Raw genomic sequence first — 17431 nt, 5'->3', positions numbered from 1 at the left:
CTGGCGTTTGGTGTTCGCATTGACGGAAACGTCTGTGTCTGCCGCCGGATTTCAGCGTCTGACGCGTATTGTTCAGCTTCCATATCGTGGAGATCAGTTGATGATTTACGAAGGTAAAGCCATCACGGTTAAGGCTCTTGAAAGTGGCATCGTCGAATTGAAATTCGACCTCAAGGGTGAGTCCGTCAACAAGTTCAATCGCCTCACCCTCAACGACCTGCGCCAGGCTGTCGACGCCATCAAGGCCGACGGCTCGATCAAGGGCGTCATCGTCACCAGCGGCAAGGACGTTTTCATCGTCGGCGCCGACATCACAGAATTCGTCGATAACTTCAAGCTGCCGGACGCCGAACTGGTTGCCGGCAACCTCGAAGCGAACAAAATCTTCAGTGACTTCGAAGACCTCAACGTCCCGACGCTGGCTGTCATCAATGGCATCGCGCTCGGTGGCGGCCTGGAAATGTGCCTGGCTGCTGACTTCCGCGTGATGTCCGCAACTGCCAAGATCGGTCTGCCTGAAGTCAAGCTGGGCATCTACCCAGGCTTCGGCGGCACCGTTCGCCTGCCACGCCTGATCGGTGTCGATAACGCGGTCGAGTGGATCGCTTCGGGCAAGGACAATCGCCCAGAAGACGCCCTGAAAGTGGGCGCTGTGGATGCGGTGGTCGCTCCCGATAAGCTGCAGGAAGCTGCACTGGACCTGATCAAGCGCGCCATTTCCGGCGAGTTCGACTTCAAGGCAAAGCGTCAGCCGAAGCTGGACAAGCTGAAACTGAACGCCATCGAGCAGATGATGGCTTTTGAAACCGCCAAGGGTTTCGTCGCCGGCCAGGCCGGTCCGAACTACCCGGCCCCTGTCGAAGCGATCAAGACCATCCAGAAAGCGGCGAACTTCGGTCGCGACAAGGCGCTGGAAGTCGAAGCGGCTGGTTTCGTGAAAATGGCCAAGACCTCGGCAGCCGAGAGTCTCATCGGCCTGTTCCTGAACGATCAGGAGCTGAAAAAGAAAGCCAAAATCTACGACGAAGTCGCCAGGGACGTGAAGCAGGCCGCCGTGTTGGGCGCTGGCATCATGGGCGGCGGCATCGCCTATCAGTCGGCTGTCAAAGGCACGCCGATCCTGATGAAGGACATTCGCGAAGAAGCCATCGAGCTGGGCTTGAACGAAGCGTCCAAGCTGCTGGGTAAGCGCGTCGAGAAAGGTCGTCTGACCCCGGCGAAGATGGCCGAAGCGTTGAACGCGATTCGTCCGACCCTGTCCTACGGCGATTTCGGTCACGTGGATCTGGTGGTAGAAGCGGTCGTCGAGAACCCGAAGGTCAAACAGGCTGTGCTTTCGGAAGTGGAAGGGCAGGTGGGCGAAGACACCATTCTGGCGTCCAACACTTCGACCATCTCCATCAGCCTGCTGGCCAAAGCGCTCAAGCGTCCCGAGAATTTCGTCGGCATGCACTTCTTCAACCCGGTGCACATGATGCCACTGGTTGAGGTCATTCGTGGCGAGAAGTCCAGTGAAGTCGCGGTTGCGACCACCGTGGCCTACGCCAAGAAGATGGGCAAGAACCCGATCGTGGTCAACGACTGCCCGGGCTTTCTGGTCAACCGAATCCTGTTCCCGTACTTCGGCGGTTTTGCCAAACTGGTCAGCGCCGGTGTCGACTTCGTACGCATCGACAAGGTCATGGAAAAATTCGGCTGGCCAATGGGCCCGGCCTACCTGATGGACGTGGTTGGCATCGACACTGGCCATCACGGTCGCGATGTGATGGCCGAAGGCTTCCCTGACCGCATGAAGGACGATCGCCGCTCCGCTGTCGACGCCTTGTATGACGCCGATCGCCTGGGCCAGAAGAACGGCAGGGGCTTTTACGTCTACGAGACCGACAAGAAGGGCAAGCCGAAGAAAGTCGTCGACGCTTCCGTGCTGGAAGTGCTCAAGCCGGTCATCTACGAGCAGCGTGAAGTCACTGACGAAGACATCATCAACTGGATGATGATCCCGCTGTGCCTGGAAACCGTGCGCTGCCTGGAAGACGGCATCGTCGACACCGCAGCCGAGGCCGACATGGGCCTGATCTACGGCATCGGTTTCCCTCCTTTCCGTGGCGGTGCGCTGCGTTACATTGATTCGATCGGTGTCGCCCAATTCGTTGCCCTGGCTGACAAATACGCTGATCTGGGCGCTTTGTACCACCCCACTGCGAAGCTGCGTGAAATGGCCAGGACCGGCCAGCGCTTCTTCGACTAAGTGCCCAACGAACAGGTGAGAATATGAGCTTGAATCCGAGAGACGTCGTGATTGTCGACTTCGGTCGTACTCCGATGGGCCGCTCCAAGGGTGGCATGCACCGCAATACCCGCGCTGAAGACATGTCGGCGCACCTGATCAGCAAACTGCTGGAACGCAACAGCAAGGTCGACCCGGCGGAAGTCGAGGACGTGATCTGGGGCTGCGTCAACCAGACCCTCGAGCAAGGCTGGAACATCGCGCGCATGGCGTCGCTGATGACCCAGATCCCACACACTTCAGCAGCGCAGACGGTCAGCCGCCTGTGCGGATCGTCCATGAGCGCGCTGCACACTGCCGCCCAGGCGATCATGAGCAACAACGGCGATGTCTTCGTCATCGGTGGTGTCGAACACATGGGCCACGTCGGTATGATGCACGGCGTTGATCCGAACCCGCACCTGTCGCTGTACGCGGCCAAGGCCTCGGGCATGATGGGTCTGACCGCCGAGATGCTGGGCAAGATGCACGGCATCACTCGTGAGGCACAGGACGCCTTTGGCGTGCGCTCGCATCGCCTGGCTCATGAGGCGACCGTGGAAGGCAAGTTCAAGGACGAAATCATCCCGATGCAAGGGTATGACGAGAATGGCTTCCTGAAGATGTACGACTTCGACGAGACCATTCGTCCAGAAACCACCCTGGAAAGTCTGGCGGCCCTGAAGCCTGCATTCAATCCAAAAGGTGGTACTGTGACGGCCGGTACTTCGTCGCAGATCACCGATGGCGCGTCGTGCATGATCGTCATGTCCGGCCAGCGTGCGATGGATCTGGGTATCCAGCCAATGGCGGTCATTCGCTCCATGGCGGTGGCCGGTGTCGATCCTGCGATCATGGGTTACGGCCCTGTTCCGGCGACTCAAAAAGCACTCAAGCGCGCGGGTTTGAGCATTGCCGACATCGACTACTTCGAGCTCAACGAAGCTTTTGCCGCACAGGCCTTGCCAGTGTTGAAAGATTTGAAAGTGCTCGACAAGATGGACCAGAAGGTTAACCTGCACGGCGGCGCTATCGCTTTGGGTCACCCGTTTGGTTGCTCTGGAGCACGCATTTCCGGCACCTTGCTCAATGTCATGAAGCAGAAGGGCGGCACGTTGGGTGTAGCCACGATGTGCATCGGCCTGGGTCAAGGCATTACCACCGTGTTCGAACGCGTTTAAGCGGTGTGAGTGTGCGAGCCGGGGCCAGGTGCCCCGGCTTTTGCTTTTCTCGGGAAATGTTTTTTGAATTTTTTTCGCGTCTATCCGTGAGGTCAGCAGCATGCAGTTGAAGCCAGGTCTGTATCGACACTACAAAGGCCCCGAGTACCGTGTATTCGGTGTCGCGACGCATTCCGAGACGGAAGAGGAAGTGGTGTTCTATCAGGCTCTGTATGGCGAATATGGGCTGTGGGTGCGTCCTTTGACCATGTTCCTGGAGTCAGTCGAGGTTGACGGGGAGCAAGTGCCGCGCTTTGCTTTGGTCCAGACCGAGCCTGACCTTTTTTCAAGGTCGTAAGACGAGACCTTGTAGTAGCCTCTGCTTGACCTCACCTTGTAGCCACTATATATAGCGGGGCCTCGACGGCTCCAACGTCTTTTTTCTTGCATTAGGAATTTTCCGATCCATGGGCAAATCGCTGGTCATTGTGGAATCCCCGGCTAAGGCCAAGACCATCAACAAGTATCTGGGTAGCCAGTACGTGGTGAAGTCGAGTATCGGCCATATCCGAGACCTGCCCACCAGCGGTTCGGCGAGCGCCGCCAAAGAGCCTGCTGCCAAGCGCGGAAAGACCGCATCCGAAGCGCCTGCGCTGTCGCCCAGGGAAAAGGCCAAGCGCCAGCTTGTGGCGCGCATGGGTGTCGATCCTGAGCATGGCTGGAAGGCCAAGTACGAGATCCTTCCGGGCAAGGAAAAGGTGATCGACGAACTGCGCCGTCTGGCCAAGGATGCCGACACCATTTATCTGGCGACGGACTTGGACCGCGAAGGGGAAGCCATTGCCTGGCACCTGCGCGAAGCCATCGGCGGTGACGACGATCGCTACAAGCGCGTGGTGTTCAACGAGATCACCAAGAAGGCGATTCAGGAAGCCTTCTCCAAACCGGGCGAACTGGATATCGACCGCGTCAACGCCCAGCAGGCGCGTCGCTTCCTCGACCGCGTCGTGGGCTACATGGTCTCGCCGCTGCTGTGGCAGAAGATCGCCCGTGGTCTGTCCGCCGGTCGTGTGCAGTCGGTGGCCGTGAAGCTGGTGGTGGAGCGTGAGCGCGAGATCCGTGCGTTCATCCCCGAAGAGTATTGGGAAGTCCATGCGGAACTGGGCACCACCAAGGGCGCCAACGTGCGCTTCGAAGTTGCGCGGGAAAATGGCGAAGCCTTCAAGCCGCTGAACGAAGCCCAGGCCATGGCGGCGTTGGAGAAGCTCAAGGTTTCGTCGTACAGCATCGCCAAGCGCGAAGACAAACCGACCAGCAGCAAGCCCTCGGCGCCGTTCATCACCTCGACCCTGCAACAGGCCGCGAGCAACCGCTTGGGCTATGGCGTGAAGAAAACCATGATGATGGCTCAGCGTTTGTACGAAGCTGGCTACATCACCTATATGCGTACCGACTCGACCAACCTGTCGGCTGACGCGGTGGTCATGGCGCGCACTTATATCGAGACCGAGTTCGGCAAGAAATACCTGCCTGATTCGCCGAACGTCTACAGCAGCAAGGAAGGCGCGCAAGAGGCTCACGAAGCGATTCGTCCGTCCGACGTCAACACTCACCCGAGCAAGTTGTCGGGCATGGAGCGCGACGCCGAGCGCCTGTACGAGCTGATCTGGCGCCAGTTCGTGGCCTGCCAGATGCCGCCTGCGCAATACCTGTCGACCACGGTCAGCGTGGCCGCGGGCGACTTCGAGCTGCGAGCCAAGGGCCGCATCCTCAAGTTCGACGGTTACACCAGGGTGTTGCCGCAGATGAGCAAGCCAGGCGACGACGACGTACTGCCTGACATGGCTCAGGGCGACAGCATGAAGCTGATCAAGCTCGATCCGAGCCAGCACTTCACCAAGCCGCCTGCGCGTTACTCGGAAGCTAGCCTGGTCAAGGAGATGGAGAAGCGCGGCATCGGCCGGCCGTCGACTTACGCGGCGATCATCTCGACCATCCAGGATCGCGGTTATGTGGCATTGCACAACCGCCGCTTCTACTCGGAAAAAATGGGCGACATCGTCACCGAGCGTCTGTCCGAGAGCTTTTCCAACCTGATGGACTATGGCTTCACTGCTGGCATGGAAGAGAACCTCGATGACGTGGCCCAGGGTGAGCGCGACTGGAAAAACGTGCTCGACGAGTTTTACGGCGACTTCAAGAAAAAACTGGAAGTAGCCGAAGCGACTGGCAGCGGCATGCGTGCCAACGAGCCGGTGATGACTGATATTCCGTGCAAGGTTTGCGGTCGTCCGATGCAGATCCGTACCGCGTCCACCGGCGTGTTCCTCGGTTGCTCAGGCTACAGCCTGCCGCCCAAGGAGCGCTGCAAAGCCACTGTCAACTTGACGCCCGGCGATGAAATTGCCGAAGACGACGAGGGTGAATCCGAATCCCGCGTGTTGCGCGGCAAGCACCGTTGCCCGATCTGCAGCACGGCGATGGATGCCTACCTGCTCGACGAGAAGCACAAACTGCACATCTGCGGTAACAACCCGGATTGCGCAGGCTATGAGATCGAAGAAGGCACCTACCGCATCAAGGGCTACGAAGGCCCAAGCGTTGAATGCGACAAGTGTGGTGGCGAGATGCAGCTTAAGACCGGCCGTTTCGGCAAGTTCTTCGGTTGTACCAACTGCAAGAACACCCGCAAGTTGCTGAAAAACGGCGAAGCAGCGCCGCCGAAGATGGACCCGGTGAAGATGCCGGAACTCAAGTGCGAGAAGGTCGACGACACCTACATTCTCCGTGACGGCGCTTCGGGACTGTTCCTGGCTGCCAGCCAATTCCCGAAAAACCGCGAGACCCGTGCTCCGTTGGTGCTGGAAATCGTTCCGCACAAGGCCGAGATTGATCCGAAGTACCACTTCTTGTGCGAAGCGCCGCAGAAAGACCCTGATGGCCGTCCGGCGGTGATTCGTTACAGTCGCAAGTCCAAGGAGCAATATGTGCAGACCGAAGTGGATAGCAAGCCGACGGGGTGGCGCGCGTTCTACGACGGCGGCACCTGGAAGGTCGAAGACAAGCGTTGATGGCTTGATGTCAGGTCGAAAGCGACTGGCGACCGTCCGCGCTTTGCGTTAAAAGAATCCCTCGGTGGCTTTCCTGTGCATCGAGGTTTTTTTGCCCCAGGCTTGCTCGTTCAAATTTCATTGATGTGGAGGCCGTTGTCATGGCTCACGAACTCTATACGCGCACCAATCAGAAGCTTTTCTTCGCAGGCCTCGCCCTCGAAGCAATGGCCAAAGCCAAGGAAAGCCGGGCGATGAACGCTCAAGGGCTTGAGCAGGCAGAGCGCGAGTCTGCGATCTTTCATCTTTATGGGGCGCTGCTGGGCTTGTGTCATGAGATTGCTGGGTTCTACCGGCTGCCGCAGGCCAACACACCGCGTGCCGAGGATTTACTTACGCCGAAGGTGTTGGAGGCCATTGCTATTCCTGAAATGGGCGAGCTGGTGGAACTGGCGCAGCAGCGCGAGACCTGGCTGGCGCAATTGTTGACATCCTATAACGCGCTATTCCAGCCCCCTCGAGCGCCGAAAAAGCCGAAAGGCGACGTTACTCAGCCGCTGATTATCGCGGTCGGTGCTGAAGAAGAGATCGAGCCGGAACTGACGCGCGAAGAAATGGAAAGCTGGCGTCAGCAACTCAAAGGGTTGGCGATTCGCTTCCGTGAAGGGCTTAGCGAGTGCTGACCGAGTCGGACAGAATGATCGGTGGACTAGGGCATGAGTCATCAGGCTGTTACAATGCTCGCCTTTCGTGGAGAACTGTCCTGATGCCAACCTCTTTTCTGGAAATTGTCGAATTGCCTGACGGCCGCATTGAGCTGCGCCGCGCTGAAGATGAGGGGTCGCTGGTGACCTTGAACTTCTCTGAAGATGCCAAGGCATTTCTGCATGGCCAACACGTCGAAGTCGCCAAGGCGATGCTCAGCGTTGGGGTGCAAATGGCTGGTCGTCTGGCTGAAGGCGAACTGACCAAGGAAGAAGAGGGCGCGCGGGTTCTGCATTGATCCTGCACTGATCCTTTCCGGGGTCAGCATTCAGCATCGTCGACATCTGGTTTGATGGCTTCTCGTTGATTGGAGAAGCCCCGGTACGTCATTGTCTTTGAAACTTTCGTTCAGATCATCGACTGCAAGACCAGGCCTTCAACCCAGGCGTATATTCAGACTCTGCGCATCTCCGACACGTGCCGCGCTGATCAGTTGCTGACGCGCGCTGGCAGAGATCGGGTTGATCCAGCTGACCACGGTGTGACTGCGACCCAGGCGCAGGGCTTCGCGCGTTAGCTCCAGCGCGCTTTGCGTGCCTCTGGGCTGCATCAGGATAATGCGTTCCCGGTTTAGACCCGCGTCTCGCAGCCACGCCTGGGTGACGCTTGACGGCGGCGCGATGAGTGTCAGCCAGCGGTCGTTTCGGTCCTGACTCAGGTCGCGCAGAATGGGCGCGAGCAGGTTCAGGCAGTTCCCGGCGGCACCGCGCAATGACAATTCACTGAAGACTTCTAGTTCGTTGCTCCAGGGCGTTTCGACGATGTCGTCGAGCACCGGCACCTGAAGCAGCGGAACGTCGAGCATTGGCAGGGCAGGCGCCATGAATGCTTCGAACAGCGGCAGTTGTGCATGTTGTTGCGGTGTTTGTGGGAACTGCATAACGTTCTCCTTAGCGGCGAATCACGCCGACGCTCAGCCCTTCGATAACCAGATCCTGATCTTTGAGGTTGACTTCGATGGGGGCGAATTCAGGGTTTTCGGCCAGTAGCCAGACCTTGCTGCCTTCCCGTTTGAAGCGCTTGACCGTCACTTCGTCGCCTATTCTAGCGACGACGATCTGGCCGTTGCGCGCCTCGCGGGTGGTGTGAACGGCCAGCAGGTCGCCGTCGAGAATACCGACGTCTTTCATGCTCATGCCGTGCACGCGCAGCAGGTAATCGGCACTTGGGTGGAAAAAAGCCGGGTTGATGGCCAGTGATTCTTCAATATGTTGCTGGGCGAGAATTGGGGCACCGGCCGCGACGCGACCGATGATCGGCAGGCCGCTTTCTTCGGTCTTGGCTTCAAAGCCGGGAATCCGAATGCCGCGAGACGCACCCGGCGTCATTTCGATTGCACCTTTGCGGGCCAGGGCCTTGAGGTGTTCTTCGGCAGCGTTAGGGGACTTGAATCCCAGTTCCTGAGCGATTTCCGCACGGGTTGGCGGGTAGCCGTTGTCTTCCAGGCAGCGTTTGATGAAGTCCAGGATTTCGGCTTGGCGTGACGTCAGTTTGATCATGTGCATCGCTCTGTCTTTTTATACAGTGACTGGGATTATATACAGTGATCGCGTCTTGGCAATCATCCTTTTCGTGGGCAAAGACCAAATGTTGAACCCAGAACGGTTCCGTCTGGCGCAGACGCTGGCTAAACGCCGGGTTTTCTATGATTAAATAGCGTGACTGTGCAGACAGAAAGCGAACGGGCAGGGTTGACAGTCAGTTGGCTGAAACGTATGTTTCAAACAAGTGTTTGTCAGGCGAATAACCATGGCCCAGTCGGAAACAGTTGAACGAATTCTCGATGCTGCAGAGCAGCTTTTCGCAGAAAAGGGTTTTGCCGAAACGTCGTTGCGGCTGATCACCAGCAAGGCTTCGGTCAACCTGGCAGCGGTGAACTATCACTTCGGATCGAAGAAAGCGCTCATTCAAGCGGTGTTTTCGCGATTCCTGGGACCGTTCTGTGCCAGTCTCGACAAGGAACTGGAGCGCCGCCAGGCGAAGCCCGAACACAAGCCCACGCTCGAAGAATTGCTGGAAATGCTCGTCGAGCAGGCCCTGGTCGTGCAGCCTCGAAGCGGCAATGATTTGTCTATCTTCATGCGTCTTCTGGGGCTGGCGTTCAGTCAAAGCCAGGGGCACTTGCGGCGTTATCTGGAAGACATGTACGGCAAGGTGTTCCGCCGCTACATGTTGCTGGTCAACGAGGCGGCCCCGCGTATTCCTCCCATCGAACTGTTCTGGCGTGTGCACTTCATGCTCGGTGCTGCTGCGTTCAGCATGTCCGGCATCAAGGCATTGCGTGCCATCGCGGAAACCGATTTCGGCGTCAACACCTCCATCGAACAGGTCATGCGCCTGATGGTGCCGTTCCTGGCAGCCGGTATGCGCGCCGAAACCGGCGTTACCGACTCCGCAATGATCAGCGCTCAGCTTAAGCCACGCAGTAAAAGCGCCGCGCCTGCCCCTGCCAAAGTCTGACCCTTCTGCCTGCGGGTGCGGTGCATTTGCATCGCACCCGTCGATCCCGCACCATGCCGCATTAGGCAATGGTTGTTGAAGGATCTTCATATGAGTTCTGGCCTGCAAGGCTCCCTGATGGTGGATATCGCCGGTACCTGGCTGACATCCGAAGACCGTCAGTTTCTGCGTCAGCCCGAGGTGGGCGGTCTGATCATTTTCGCGCGCAACATTGAGAGCCCACGGCAGGTCCGTGAGCTGTGCGAATCCATTCGCGCGATTCGCCCTGACCTGCTGCTGGCGGTCGATCAGGAGGGCGGGCGGGTCCAACGCCTGCGCCAGGGTTTCGTGCGCCTGCCGGCAATGCGATCGATTGCCGAAAAACCGAACGCTGAGTTTCTCGCTGAGCAATGTGGGTGGCTGATGGCGACCGAGGTGCTGTCGGTGGGACTGGACCTGAGCTTCGCGCCGGTTCTGGATCTGGACTATCAGCGTAGCGCGGTCGTGGGCAGCCGTTCGTTTGAAGGCGATCCGGAACGTGCGGCGTCGCTGGCTGGCGCCTTTATCCGTGGCATGAACGACGCAGGCATGGCCGCTACCGGCAAGCATTTCCCAGGGCATGGCTGGGCCGAAGCGGACTCTCACGTCGCCATCCCGAACGACGAGCGCAGCCTGGAAACCATTCGTGCCAACGACCTGGTGCCGTTCGCGCGTTTGAGCAAGCAATTGGCGGCCGTGATGCCGGCCCATGTCATCTATCCGCAGGTAGACTCGAACCCCGCCGGTTTCTCCCAGCGCTGGCTGCAGCAAATCTTGCGCGGCGAACTGGGCTTCGACGGCGTGATTTTCAGCGACGATCTGTCCATGGCCGGCGCCCACGTGGTCGGTGACGCCGCGAGCCGAATCGAAGCGGCATTGACCGCAGGTTGCGACATGGGACTGGTGTGTAATGATCGCGCCGCCGCAGAGCTGGCCCTCAACGCCGCCCAGCGGATGAAGATCAGCCCTCACGCGCGAATCGCCCGAATGCGCGGGCGAGGGCTTGCGACCACTGAATACCGTCAGCACCCCCGTTGGCTGACGGCGCTGAGTGCGTTGCGCGCCGCCCAACTGATCGATTAAGGAGCTGCAATGACTGTCTACGCGATTATCGGCGGCACCGGCCTGGCTCAACTCCAAGGCCTGACGATTCGTCAGTCACTGCCGGTAAACACGCCCTATGGCGTGCCGTCCGGCGAGATTCAGATCGGCGAGTTTGCTGGGCGGGAGGTGATGTTTCTCGCCCGTCACGGCCATCCGCACCGTCTGCCGCCGCACCGGATCAACTACCGGGCCAACATCTGGGCGCTGAAACAGGCGGGCGCGCAAGCGATTCTCGCGGTGAACGCGGTAGGCGGTATTCATCCTGACATGGGCACCGGCCATTTCTGCGTGCCCCATGATCTGGTGGACTACACCAGCGGCCGCGACCACACCTACTTCGCAGATGATCTGGAACAGGTGACCCACATCGATTTCAGCCATCCCTACAGCGCGCCGTTGCGCGCGCGACTGATCGCCGCGCTGGCGGCAGAAGGCTGCGCGTTCAGTGACTATGGGGTGTATGGCTGTACCCAAGGTCCCCGTCTTGAAACCGCCGCTGAAATCGTGCGGCTGGAACGCGATGGTTGCGACATCGTCGGCATGACCGGTATGCCCGAGGCGGCGCTGGCCCGTGAACTGGAGCTGGAATATGCGTGTCTGGCATTAGTGGTGAATCCGGCGGCGGGCAAGTCGTCGGTGATCATCATGGCCGAAATAGATCTGGCGCTGCAGAGCGGCATCGGCAAGGTCAAGGCGACACTGGCTCGCGTGCTGAGCGCAGCGTAAGAGCAGTCTCGATGCTGAGGTTTGCAAACGGCGGCATCAATCTGCCGGTCACTGCGTGCGTAGTTGCAGCCGACCCTGATCGTTGATCGAAACGGCATAAGCGTCATAGCTGGTCAGGCTGGAATGTGGGGTTTCGATGGCGTGCTTGTGGGTCGCGGTAATGACCATGACCTTCGCCCCGGCGGCCTCCGCCGCAGCAATGCCGGCCGGTGCATCCTCGAACACCAGGCATTCTTCGGGCTTCACGCCCAGTTTTTTTGCAGCCAGCACAAAGCAGTCCGGCGCCGGTTTGCCACGCTCTACATCCTCGGCCGCAACCATGATGCCTGGCAGCGGCAGCCCGGCCGCCTGAATCCTGCGCTCGGCCAGCGCTCTTGGCGCGGATGTCACCACCGCCCAGCGATCGGCGGGCAGCGCTGCGAGGAAGCGCGCCGCGCCCTCAATGGACACCACCCCTTCGACGTCATCGGTTTCGGCCTGGGCAATCAGTTCGGCCTCGCGCTCGGGGTCGACGCCCGGCAAATTCAAGCGGCGCAGGGTGTCTACGCAACGCACGCCATGGATGGTAGACAACAACGCTTCGACATCCAGCCCCTTGCTCAGCGCCCATTGAGTCCAGACCCGTTCGGCGGCGGCAATCGAGTTGGTCAGCGTGCCGTCCATGTCGAACAGAAATGCGGCGAATGTGTGCTGTTCCAGCATGCCCTTGCTCCTTCGTCAGTCGGTGTGCTGGCGATGCTAACACGCGGATTTTCATGCCTGGCTCGCAGGGCGGACATTTTTAAGGCGCATGGTCGGCCAGACGGTGGTGGCGGGCTCGCCCACGCGGGCTATCGTTTGATGGCTGGAGATGGCACATCTTGAATGAGGGAAAGCTTATGAATACCAGCGATTTGCTGGAACAACTCTTGCGCGCCAGTCAGGGATCGGCGACGCAGCAAGGTGGCGGGGCAGCGGGGCAAGGAGGTCTGGGCGGATTGCTCGGAGGTTTATTGGGCGCTGGCTCAAATGGCGCAGGTCGCGGTGGTGGTCTGGGTGGCTTGTTGGGTGGTCTGCTGGGCGGCGGTGGTCTCGCGGGCAGCCGCAGCGGGGCGCAGACGCGCTCGGGCGGTAACAATTATGCGATGCTGGCTTCGCTCGGCATGATGGCCTTTCAAGCTTATCAGGCCTGGCAGCGGCAGCAGGCTTGCGCCCCTCAAGAGGCGCCGCTGACGGTTGATCAGTTTGGGCTGGCAGGTCCTGAGGTCGACAATCACAGTCACGCCATTCTCCGCGCGTTGATTGCCGCCGCCAAGACCGATGGCACGATCGATGAGCAGGAGCAGCAGATGATTCAAAAGGAAATCGCCCGACATGCCGACGATCCGGAGTTGCAGCAGTGGCTGAAGGCTGAGGTGGCCAAGTCGTTGGATGCCGCTGAGGTCGCGCAAGCCGCCAATGATGAACCGGGCGTGGCCGCTGAAATGTATTTGGCCAGCGTCCTGATGGTGAACGATCAGCAACGGGCCGAGCGCGATTATTTGGATGAACTCGCGGCTGCCCTCAACATCGATCCGCAATTGCAGGTGCATCTGGAGCAGCAAGCCAAGGGCACTGCGGTCTGACTGGAGCTTGGGAAATATGTCCTTGAGATCTGTGGACAAAATGCTGGGGCTACGCTCGGAAGCCCCTGAAAGTCAACGTCATTTTGTTCAAAAAGTTGTCCACGGAAAGCGTGAATATCTCTGTGGATAACTGGCTGTAAGCCCTCAAATGCAAGGGCTTACTTGCAATGGTCGTTTAATGATCAGTTCAAACAATGGTGTCGATGTAGCGCTTCAATTGTGAAAAAACCGCGCTCAATGGAAAGCATTGCCGAAGGAGGTATCGATCACGCTCTTGGTGTCGAAAGCTTTAGGCAATGCACCAGTCTGCACGAGGAAATCGGCAGTGTCCTGGTAGTCCTTGGCGGCACCCTCATCTACCGGTCCCACGCTCATGTCGGCTTGACCGATCCAGTGGCGGGAGACGGCCTGATCCAGGTTGGCCTTTTTTGCCCACAGATCAGCGTAGGTTTCCTTGTTGGCCTGTACCCAGGCCCGGGCTTTCTGCAGGCGACCGAGGAAATCTGCGATGGCCGCGCGCTTCGGTTCGATGGAGTTGGCATTCGCAGCGATGCTCGACAAGCCCGGCATCAGGCCTCGTGCCGTGATGATCGGACGTGCACCGGAGAATACCTGCTGCTGCGAGATGTAGGGTTCCCACACCGGGAAGGCATCGATGCTGCCTTGGGGCAGAGCGGCGGCTGCGTCGATCGGCATCAGTTTGACGAACTCGACGTAGTCTTTTGGCAGTCCGGCGTTTTCCAGGGCGCGCAGCGTCAGCTGCTGACTCCAGGCGCCGGGCCAGTAGGCGACTTTTTTGCCTTTGAGGTCCTGAATCGTTTTCGCCGGAGAGTCCTTGGGCACCAACAGCGCAATGGTGTCCGGATTCTGACGAGACACACCGATCAGCTTCACCGGCGCGCCTTTGGCGGCGAGGAAGATGAAGCCCGAGTCGCCGAGAAAACCCAGGTCCAGCGCGCCGGCCTCCAGGCCCTCCGCCACCGGAGCGGCAGACTGGAAGTGTTTCCATTCCACGGAATAAGGCGCGTCCTTGAGTGCGCCTGACGCTTCCACCGAAGCGCGGACGTTGTAGTAGTTCTGATCACCCACCACCAGCGTGACAGGTGTTGCAGCGTGGGCGAACGGGGTGAGCAGGGCCAGAGATGCCAGGCTGCGGCGCAAGAAGCGGGACAGGGTCATTGCGATGTCTCGATGGCGTCGATCCGGTGGGGTGGTGCCGACGTTAAAGGTGGGAGCGATCAGGATCGGCCTGAGCGTGGCCTGAGGAGTGCAGGGGCTGTGCCATCACGGGTGGCCAGTGTCAAACGCGCGACTTGGCAAATACTCTGGACAGCAGGCGGTTAGCGGAATGCGAGGATGGTAACGATGGGGGGCCGGCGCTGTTGCCGGAAACGCAAGCTGTGGATTCAGTGTTGCCGGGAGAACAGATGTCGAGGTGGGTGATGAGCAACGTCGGGTGGCTAAACAGCCGGTTCCCCGCCGAAGTCAGAAAATCGGCGGGGCGAAGTCACGCGTTGCGAGCGCGCGTTTCGAGGCTCAGGACTCGGCCCACTCCACGTCCGTCAACCCAAGCTGTTCGGCTTTGGGCTTACTGACTTTCGGCACTTTGTCCGAGCGGTATTTCGGAATCTGCCCAAATCCAGCGTCTACGGACGCCCAGTGCCAGGCGGATGCGTTATCCATAGTCTCGGCACTGATGTAGAAGCTTTTGTATTTACCATGCAGCAGATAATCGATTCTGAAATGCTTGTACTGTGCCACTCTCGCAAACCTCCCTTTCAGTCGCTCACAGTGCGTTGAGTCGGATCCGATGGGAAAATTCATTCGGATTAATTCTTTTGATGCCAAACGGTTAGGTGTAGTACAGAAGGATGATGTACAGCTTGCAGATGTAGACAAATGGATAGGACGGCATGCGCGTTTCCATCGCGTGCCAGGCACCGGCGCCTCTTACGCACGGTGAGCCTGATGGGAAAGCGCGCAGGTCCGACGCCAGTGAAAACAGCGGGTCAGCCAGCCAAAAAGGTGGCTGACCCGCGGCGTCCATGAGCAAGCTCGCTGCTATAAGTCACATGATGCAGTGGAGGCTACTGGCTCGAGAACTTGAATACCGTGGTCTGGCTGTACGCCTTGCCCGGGTCAAGTCGCGTTGACGGGAAGTCTTTCTGGTTTGGTGAGTCAGGATAATGCTGGGTCTCGAGCGTGAAAGCGCCCCAGTGCGGATAGATCTTGCCGGCCTTGCCCTTGACCGTGCCATCCAGGAAGTTGCCGGTGTAAAGCTGCACGCCGGGCTCGGTAGTGAACAGTTGCAGGCGGCGTCCGGACTTCGGATCGACCACATCGGCCGCCAGGTTCGACACCTTGCCTTTGTTGTCGAGTACCCAGTTATGGTCATAGCCGCCCTGGGTCGGTTCGGCGAACTTCAACTGCTCGTTGTCTTCGCGAATGCGCTTGCCGAAGGCCACAGGCTTGAGGAAGTCGAATGGCGTGCCTGCCACCGCTGGCAGCTCGCCGGTCGGAATCAGTTTGTCGTTGATCGGGGTGTAATGGCTGGCGTGAACGATGGCGACCTGATCGAGGATGTCGCCGTTGCCCGCACCGGCGAGGTTGAAATAACTGTGGTTGGTCAGGTTCAGCACCGTCGGCTTGTCGGTAGTGGCGTGGTACTGAATGCGCAGCTCGTTCTTCTCGTTAAGGCTGTAGGTCACTTCGGTTTTCAAGGTGCCCGGAAAGCCCATCTCCCCGTCAGCCGACACATAGGTCAGTTTCACTCCGACCCAGCCCTTGTCCTTGACCTGCTCGGCCTTCCAGATCTGTTTGTCGAAGCCTTTGGTGCCCCCGTGCAGCGAGTTGGTCTTGTCGTTCTGTGGGACCTGATAGTTCTTGCCATCGAGGCTGAACTTGCCGTCGGCCAGGCGGTTGCCGAAGCGGCCAATGGTGGCGCCGAAGTACGCCGTGCCTTTGAGGTAACCGTCCAGATCATCGAAACCCAGCACCACGTCTTCGGTCTTGCCGTGCTTGTCCGGCACCAGCAGCGACTGCAGCGTGCCGCCGTAGGTGATGACCGTCGCCTGCATGCCAAGGCTGTTGCGCAGTACGTATTTCTCGACAGTGGTGCCATCGGCCAGCTTGCCGAATGCGCCATGCTCGCTGGACAGTCCCGCGCCGGCGTTTGCCTGGAGGGCGGCAGCCAGCAGTGTCAGCCCGATAGCAGGGATAAGTGTCTTGCTCATTGCGTCCTTCCTTTTTGTTGTTTTGAAAAAGCAGCAAGCTGCGAGCGGCGCGCGTGGAATGACGCCTCGTGGCCGTTCGGACTTGAATATTGGTATTACTAATTCGGCGTTTCTCGTCCTGTGGTCGCTTGCATAGTCCAAAAAAGCTCGATTAAAAATTTAATTGTAATACTATTTGACAAGACTCAAGCTGATCGCCACCGCCGTTCAGGTTTAGCCCAGCTTTTATCGGTTGTACAGGCGTTTGACACTCATTCATATGATGATTAGCCTCGTTTTGCGGAAAGCACCGCATCAAAGGGGCGGACGAATGAGCAACAGTTTTCACGCGTCGACGGTAGATCGCCTGGGCGCATGGATTGCTCGAGGCAGCGTCGCGCCAGGGCAATCGTTGAAGGTCGAGGCGGCGTTGGGAGAGGAGTTCGGGGTCAGCCGAACCGTGATTCGAGAAGCCATCAAGACACTGGTGGCCAAGGGCATGCTGGAAGTCGGCCCGAAGGTTGGCACTCGGGTGTTACCGGTACGCAGCTGGAACCTGTTCGACCCTCAGGTGGTCGGTTGGTTGGCGGCGAAGGGTTTGCCGGAAAGCTTCGTCATGGACCTGCTGGATTTGCGTCGCGCCATCGAGCCAATGGCGGTGCGCTGGGCCTGCGAGCGGGCCACCCCAGAGCAGATTGCCGAGATCCAGGCGGCCTATCGGCAACTGGCGGCCAGTGTGGCGGACAAGGGCGGTTACAACCACGCCGACCAGCGATTTCACGAGGCGGTGCTGGCGGCCAGTCACAACCAGTTCATCGAGCAGATGCTGCCGGCATTGGGCGCGTTGCTGGCGATTTCGTTCGAGGTGTCATCAGCGGTGCCGGGTGAATTGGGCAGAACGTTGCCGTTGCACAAGGATCTGGCCGACGCCATTGCAACCCGAGACGCCGCTCGGGGTGTGTGGGCGAGCATGAGCCTGATCGAGAATGCCCGCGAAGTGATTTCCCGCTCACTGGCGCAGCAATAGACAGGCAGCAACAGGCAATCGGGGTGTTGGGACTTTACG

Annotated in this window: 18 protein-coding genes; 11 read left to right on the top strand and 7 right to left on the bottom strand. The window is 59.1% G+C overall.

Translation table 11 applies throughout. The features are described 5' to 3' along the window. Window positions 1-100 precede the first annotated feature (100 nt). The 6 genes from fadB to CE491_RS06545 all read left to right on the top strand — a co-directional run bounded on the left by fadB (window position 101) and on the right by CE491_RS06545 (window position 7479). Entirely contained in the window at window positions 101-2248 is a 2148-nt protein-coding gene (fadB, locus tag CE491_RS06570) for a fatty acid oxidation complex subunit alpha FadB (RefSeq protein WP_110947545.1), read from the top strand. Between the two features lie 23 nt (window positions 2249-2271). After that, window positions 2272-3447 (top strand): acetyl-CoA C-acyltransferase FadA, encoded by a 1176-nt coding sequence (fadA, locus tag CE491_RS06565; protein ID WP_110947544.1) that lies wholly within the window; start codon window positions 2272-2274, stop codon window positions 3445-3447. 100 nt (window positions 3448-3547) lie between these two features. After that, on the top strand, window positions 3548-3784 hold the full coding sequence (locus CE491_RS06560) for a DUF1653 domain-containing protein (RefSeq protein WP_110947543.1): 237 nt from the start codon (window positions 3548-3550) through the stop codon (window positions 3782-3784). A 109-nt stretch (window positions 3785-3893) separates the two neighbouring features. Next, a complete protein-coding gene (topA, locus tag CE491_RS06555) occupies window positions 3894-6497 on the top strand; it encodes a type I DNA topoisomerase (RefSeq protein WP_110947542.1) in 2604 nt (867 codons plus the stop codon). Between the two features lie 140 nt (window positions 6498-6637). After that, entirely contained in the window at window positions 6638-7159 is a 522-nt protein-coding gene (locus tag CE491_RS06550; protein ID WP_110947541.1) for a DUF6586 family protein, read from the top strand. An 83-nt stretch (window positions 7160-7242) separates the two neighbouring features. Next, on the top strand, window positions 7243-7479 hold the full coding sequence (locus tag CE491_RS06545) for a hypothetical protein (RefSeq protein ID WP_110947540.1): 237 nt from the start codon (window positions 7243-7245) through the stop codon (window positions 7477-7479). 138 nt (window positions 7480-7617) lie between these two features. Here the strand turns inward: CE491_RS06545 and sulA are convergent, their stop codons facing one another. Continuing rightward, window positions 7618-8121: an SOS-induced cell division inhibitor SulA gene (sulA, locus tag CE491_RS06540; protein WP_110947539.1), complete on the bottom strand. Its 504-nt coding sequence runs from the start codon at window positions 8119-8121 to the stop codon at window positions 7618-7620. A 10-nt stretch (window positions 8122-8131) separates the two neighbouring features. Continuing rightward, entirely contained in the window at window positions 8132-8740 is a 609-nt protein-coding gene (lexA, locus tag CE491_RS06535; RefSeq protein WP_110947538.1) for a transcriptional repressor LexA, read from the bottom strand. Between the two features lie 250 nt (window positions 8741-8990). Here lexA and CE491_RS06530 point away from each other — a divergent pair, with 250 nt between their 5' ends. The 3 genes from CE491_RS06530 (at window position 8991) to CE491_RS06520 (ending at window position 11549) form a co-directional block, all read left to right on the top strand. Continuing rightward, window positions 8991-9701, top strand: coding sequence for a TetR/AcrR family transcriptional regulator (locus CE491_RS06530; protein ID WP_110947537.1), 711 nt, complete (start codon window positions 8991-8993; stop codon window positions 9699-9701). 102 nt (window positions 9702-9803) lie between these two features. Continuing rightward, window positions 9804-10802, top strand: a complete 999-nt coding sequence (nagZ, locus tag CE491_RS06525; protein WP_199885015.1) for a beta-N-acetylhexosaminidase — start codon at window positions 9804-9806, stop codon at window positions 10800-10802. A 9-nt stretch (window positions 10803-10811) separates the two neighbouring features. After that, the gene (locus CE491_RS06520; protein WP_110947535.1) at window positions 10812-11549 is read left to right on the top strand and encodes an S-methyl-5'-thioinosine phosphorylase; all 738 of its coding nucleotides are present in this window, start codon (window positions 10812-10814) and stop codon (window positions 11547-11549) included. A 48-nt stretch (window positions 11550-11597) separates the two neighbouring features. Here CE491_RS06520 and CE491_RS06515 read toward each other — a convergent pair whose 3' ends face one another. Continuing rightward, entirely contained in the window at window positions 11598-12251 is a 654-nt protein-coding gene (locus CE491_RS06515) for an HAD-IA family hydrolase (protein WP_110947534.1), read from the bottom strand. Between the two features lie 176 nt (window positions 12252-12427). Here CE491_RS06515 and CE491_RS06510 point away from each other — a divergent pair, with 176 nt between their 5' ends. After that, complete coding sequence (locus tag CE491_RS06510; protein ID WP_110947533.1) at window positions 12428-13153, top strand: tellurite resistance TerB family protein; 726 nt, start codon at window positions 12428-12430, stop codon at window positions 13151-13153. Between the two features lie 234 nt (window positions 13154-13387). On the opposite strand, the gene CE491_RS06505 is transcribed toward CE491_RS06510, so the two are convergent. The 4 genes from CE491_RS06505 to CE491_RS06490 all read right to left on the bottom strand — a co-directional run bounded on the left by CE491_RS06505 (window position 13388) and on the right by CE491_RS06490 (window position 16386). Continuing rightward, entirely contained in the window at window positions 13388-14332 is a 945-nt protein-coding gene (locus CE491_RS06505) for an ABC transporter substrate-binding protein (protein ID WP_110947532.1), read from the bottom strand. 357 nt (window positions 14333-14689) lie between these two features. Then, a complete protein-coding gene (locus tag CE491_RS06500; protein WP_093467628.1) occupies window positions 14690-14914 on the bottom strand; it encodes a DUF6555 family protein in 225 nt (74 codons plus the stop codon). 91 nt (window positions 14915-15005) lie between these two features. After that, window positions 15006-15200, bottom strand: a complete 195-nt coding sequence (locus CE491_RS06495; RefSeq protein ID WP_110947531.1) for a hypothetical protein — start codon at window positions 15198-15200, stop codon at window positions 15006-15008. Between the two features lie 40 nt (window positions 15201-15240). Next, entirely contained in the window at window positions 15241-16386 is a 1146-nt protein-coding gene (locus CE491_RS06490; RefSeq protein ID WP_110947530.1) for an aldose epimerase family protein, read from the bottom strand. Between the two features lie 310 nt (window positions 16387-16696). Between CE491_RS06490 and CE491_RS06485 the strand changes: the two genes are divergently transcribed. Then, window positions 16697-17392 (top strand): FadR/GntR family transcriptional regulator, encoded by a 696-nt coding sequence (locus CE491_RS06485; RefSeq protein WP_110947529.1) that lies wholly within the window; start codon window positions 16697-16699, stop codon window positions 17390-17392. The last annotated feature ends 39 nt before the right edge of the window (window positions 17393-17431 follow it).

The organism is Pseudomonas bohemica (genome assembly GCF_002934685.1).
In the GTDB taxonomy this organism is placed as follows: domain Bacteria; phylum Pseudomonadota; class Gammaproteobacteria; order Pseudomonadales; family Pseudomonadaceae; genus Aquipseudomonas; species Aquipseudomonas bohemica.
Note: the sequence above shows the minus strand (reverse complement) of the source record. Positions and strands in the feature narration are given on the sequence as shown.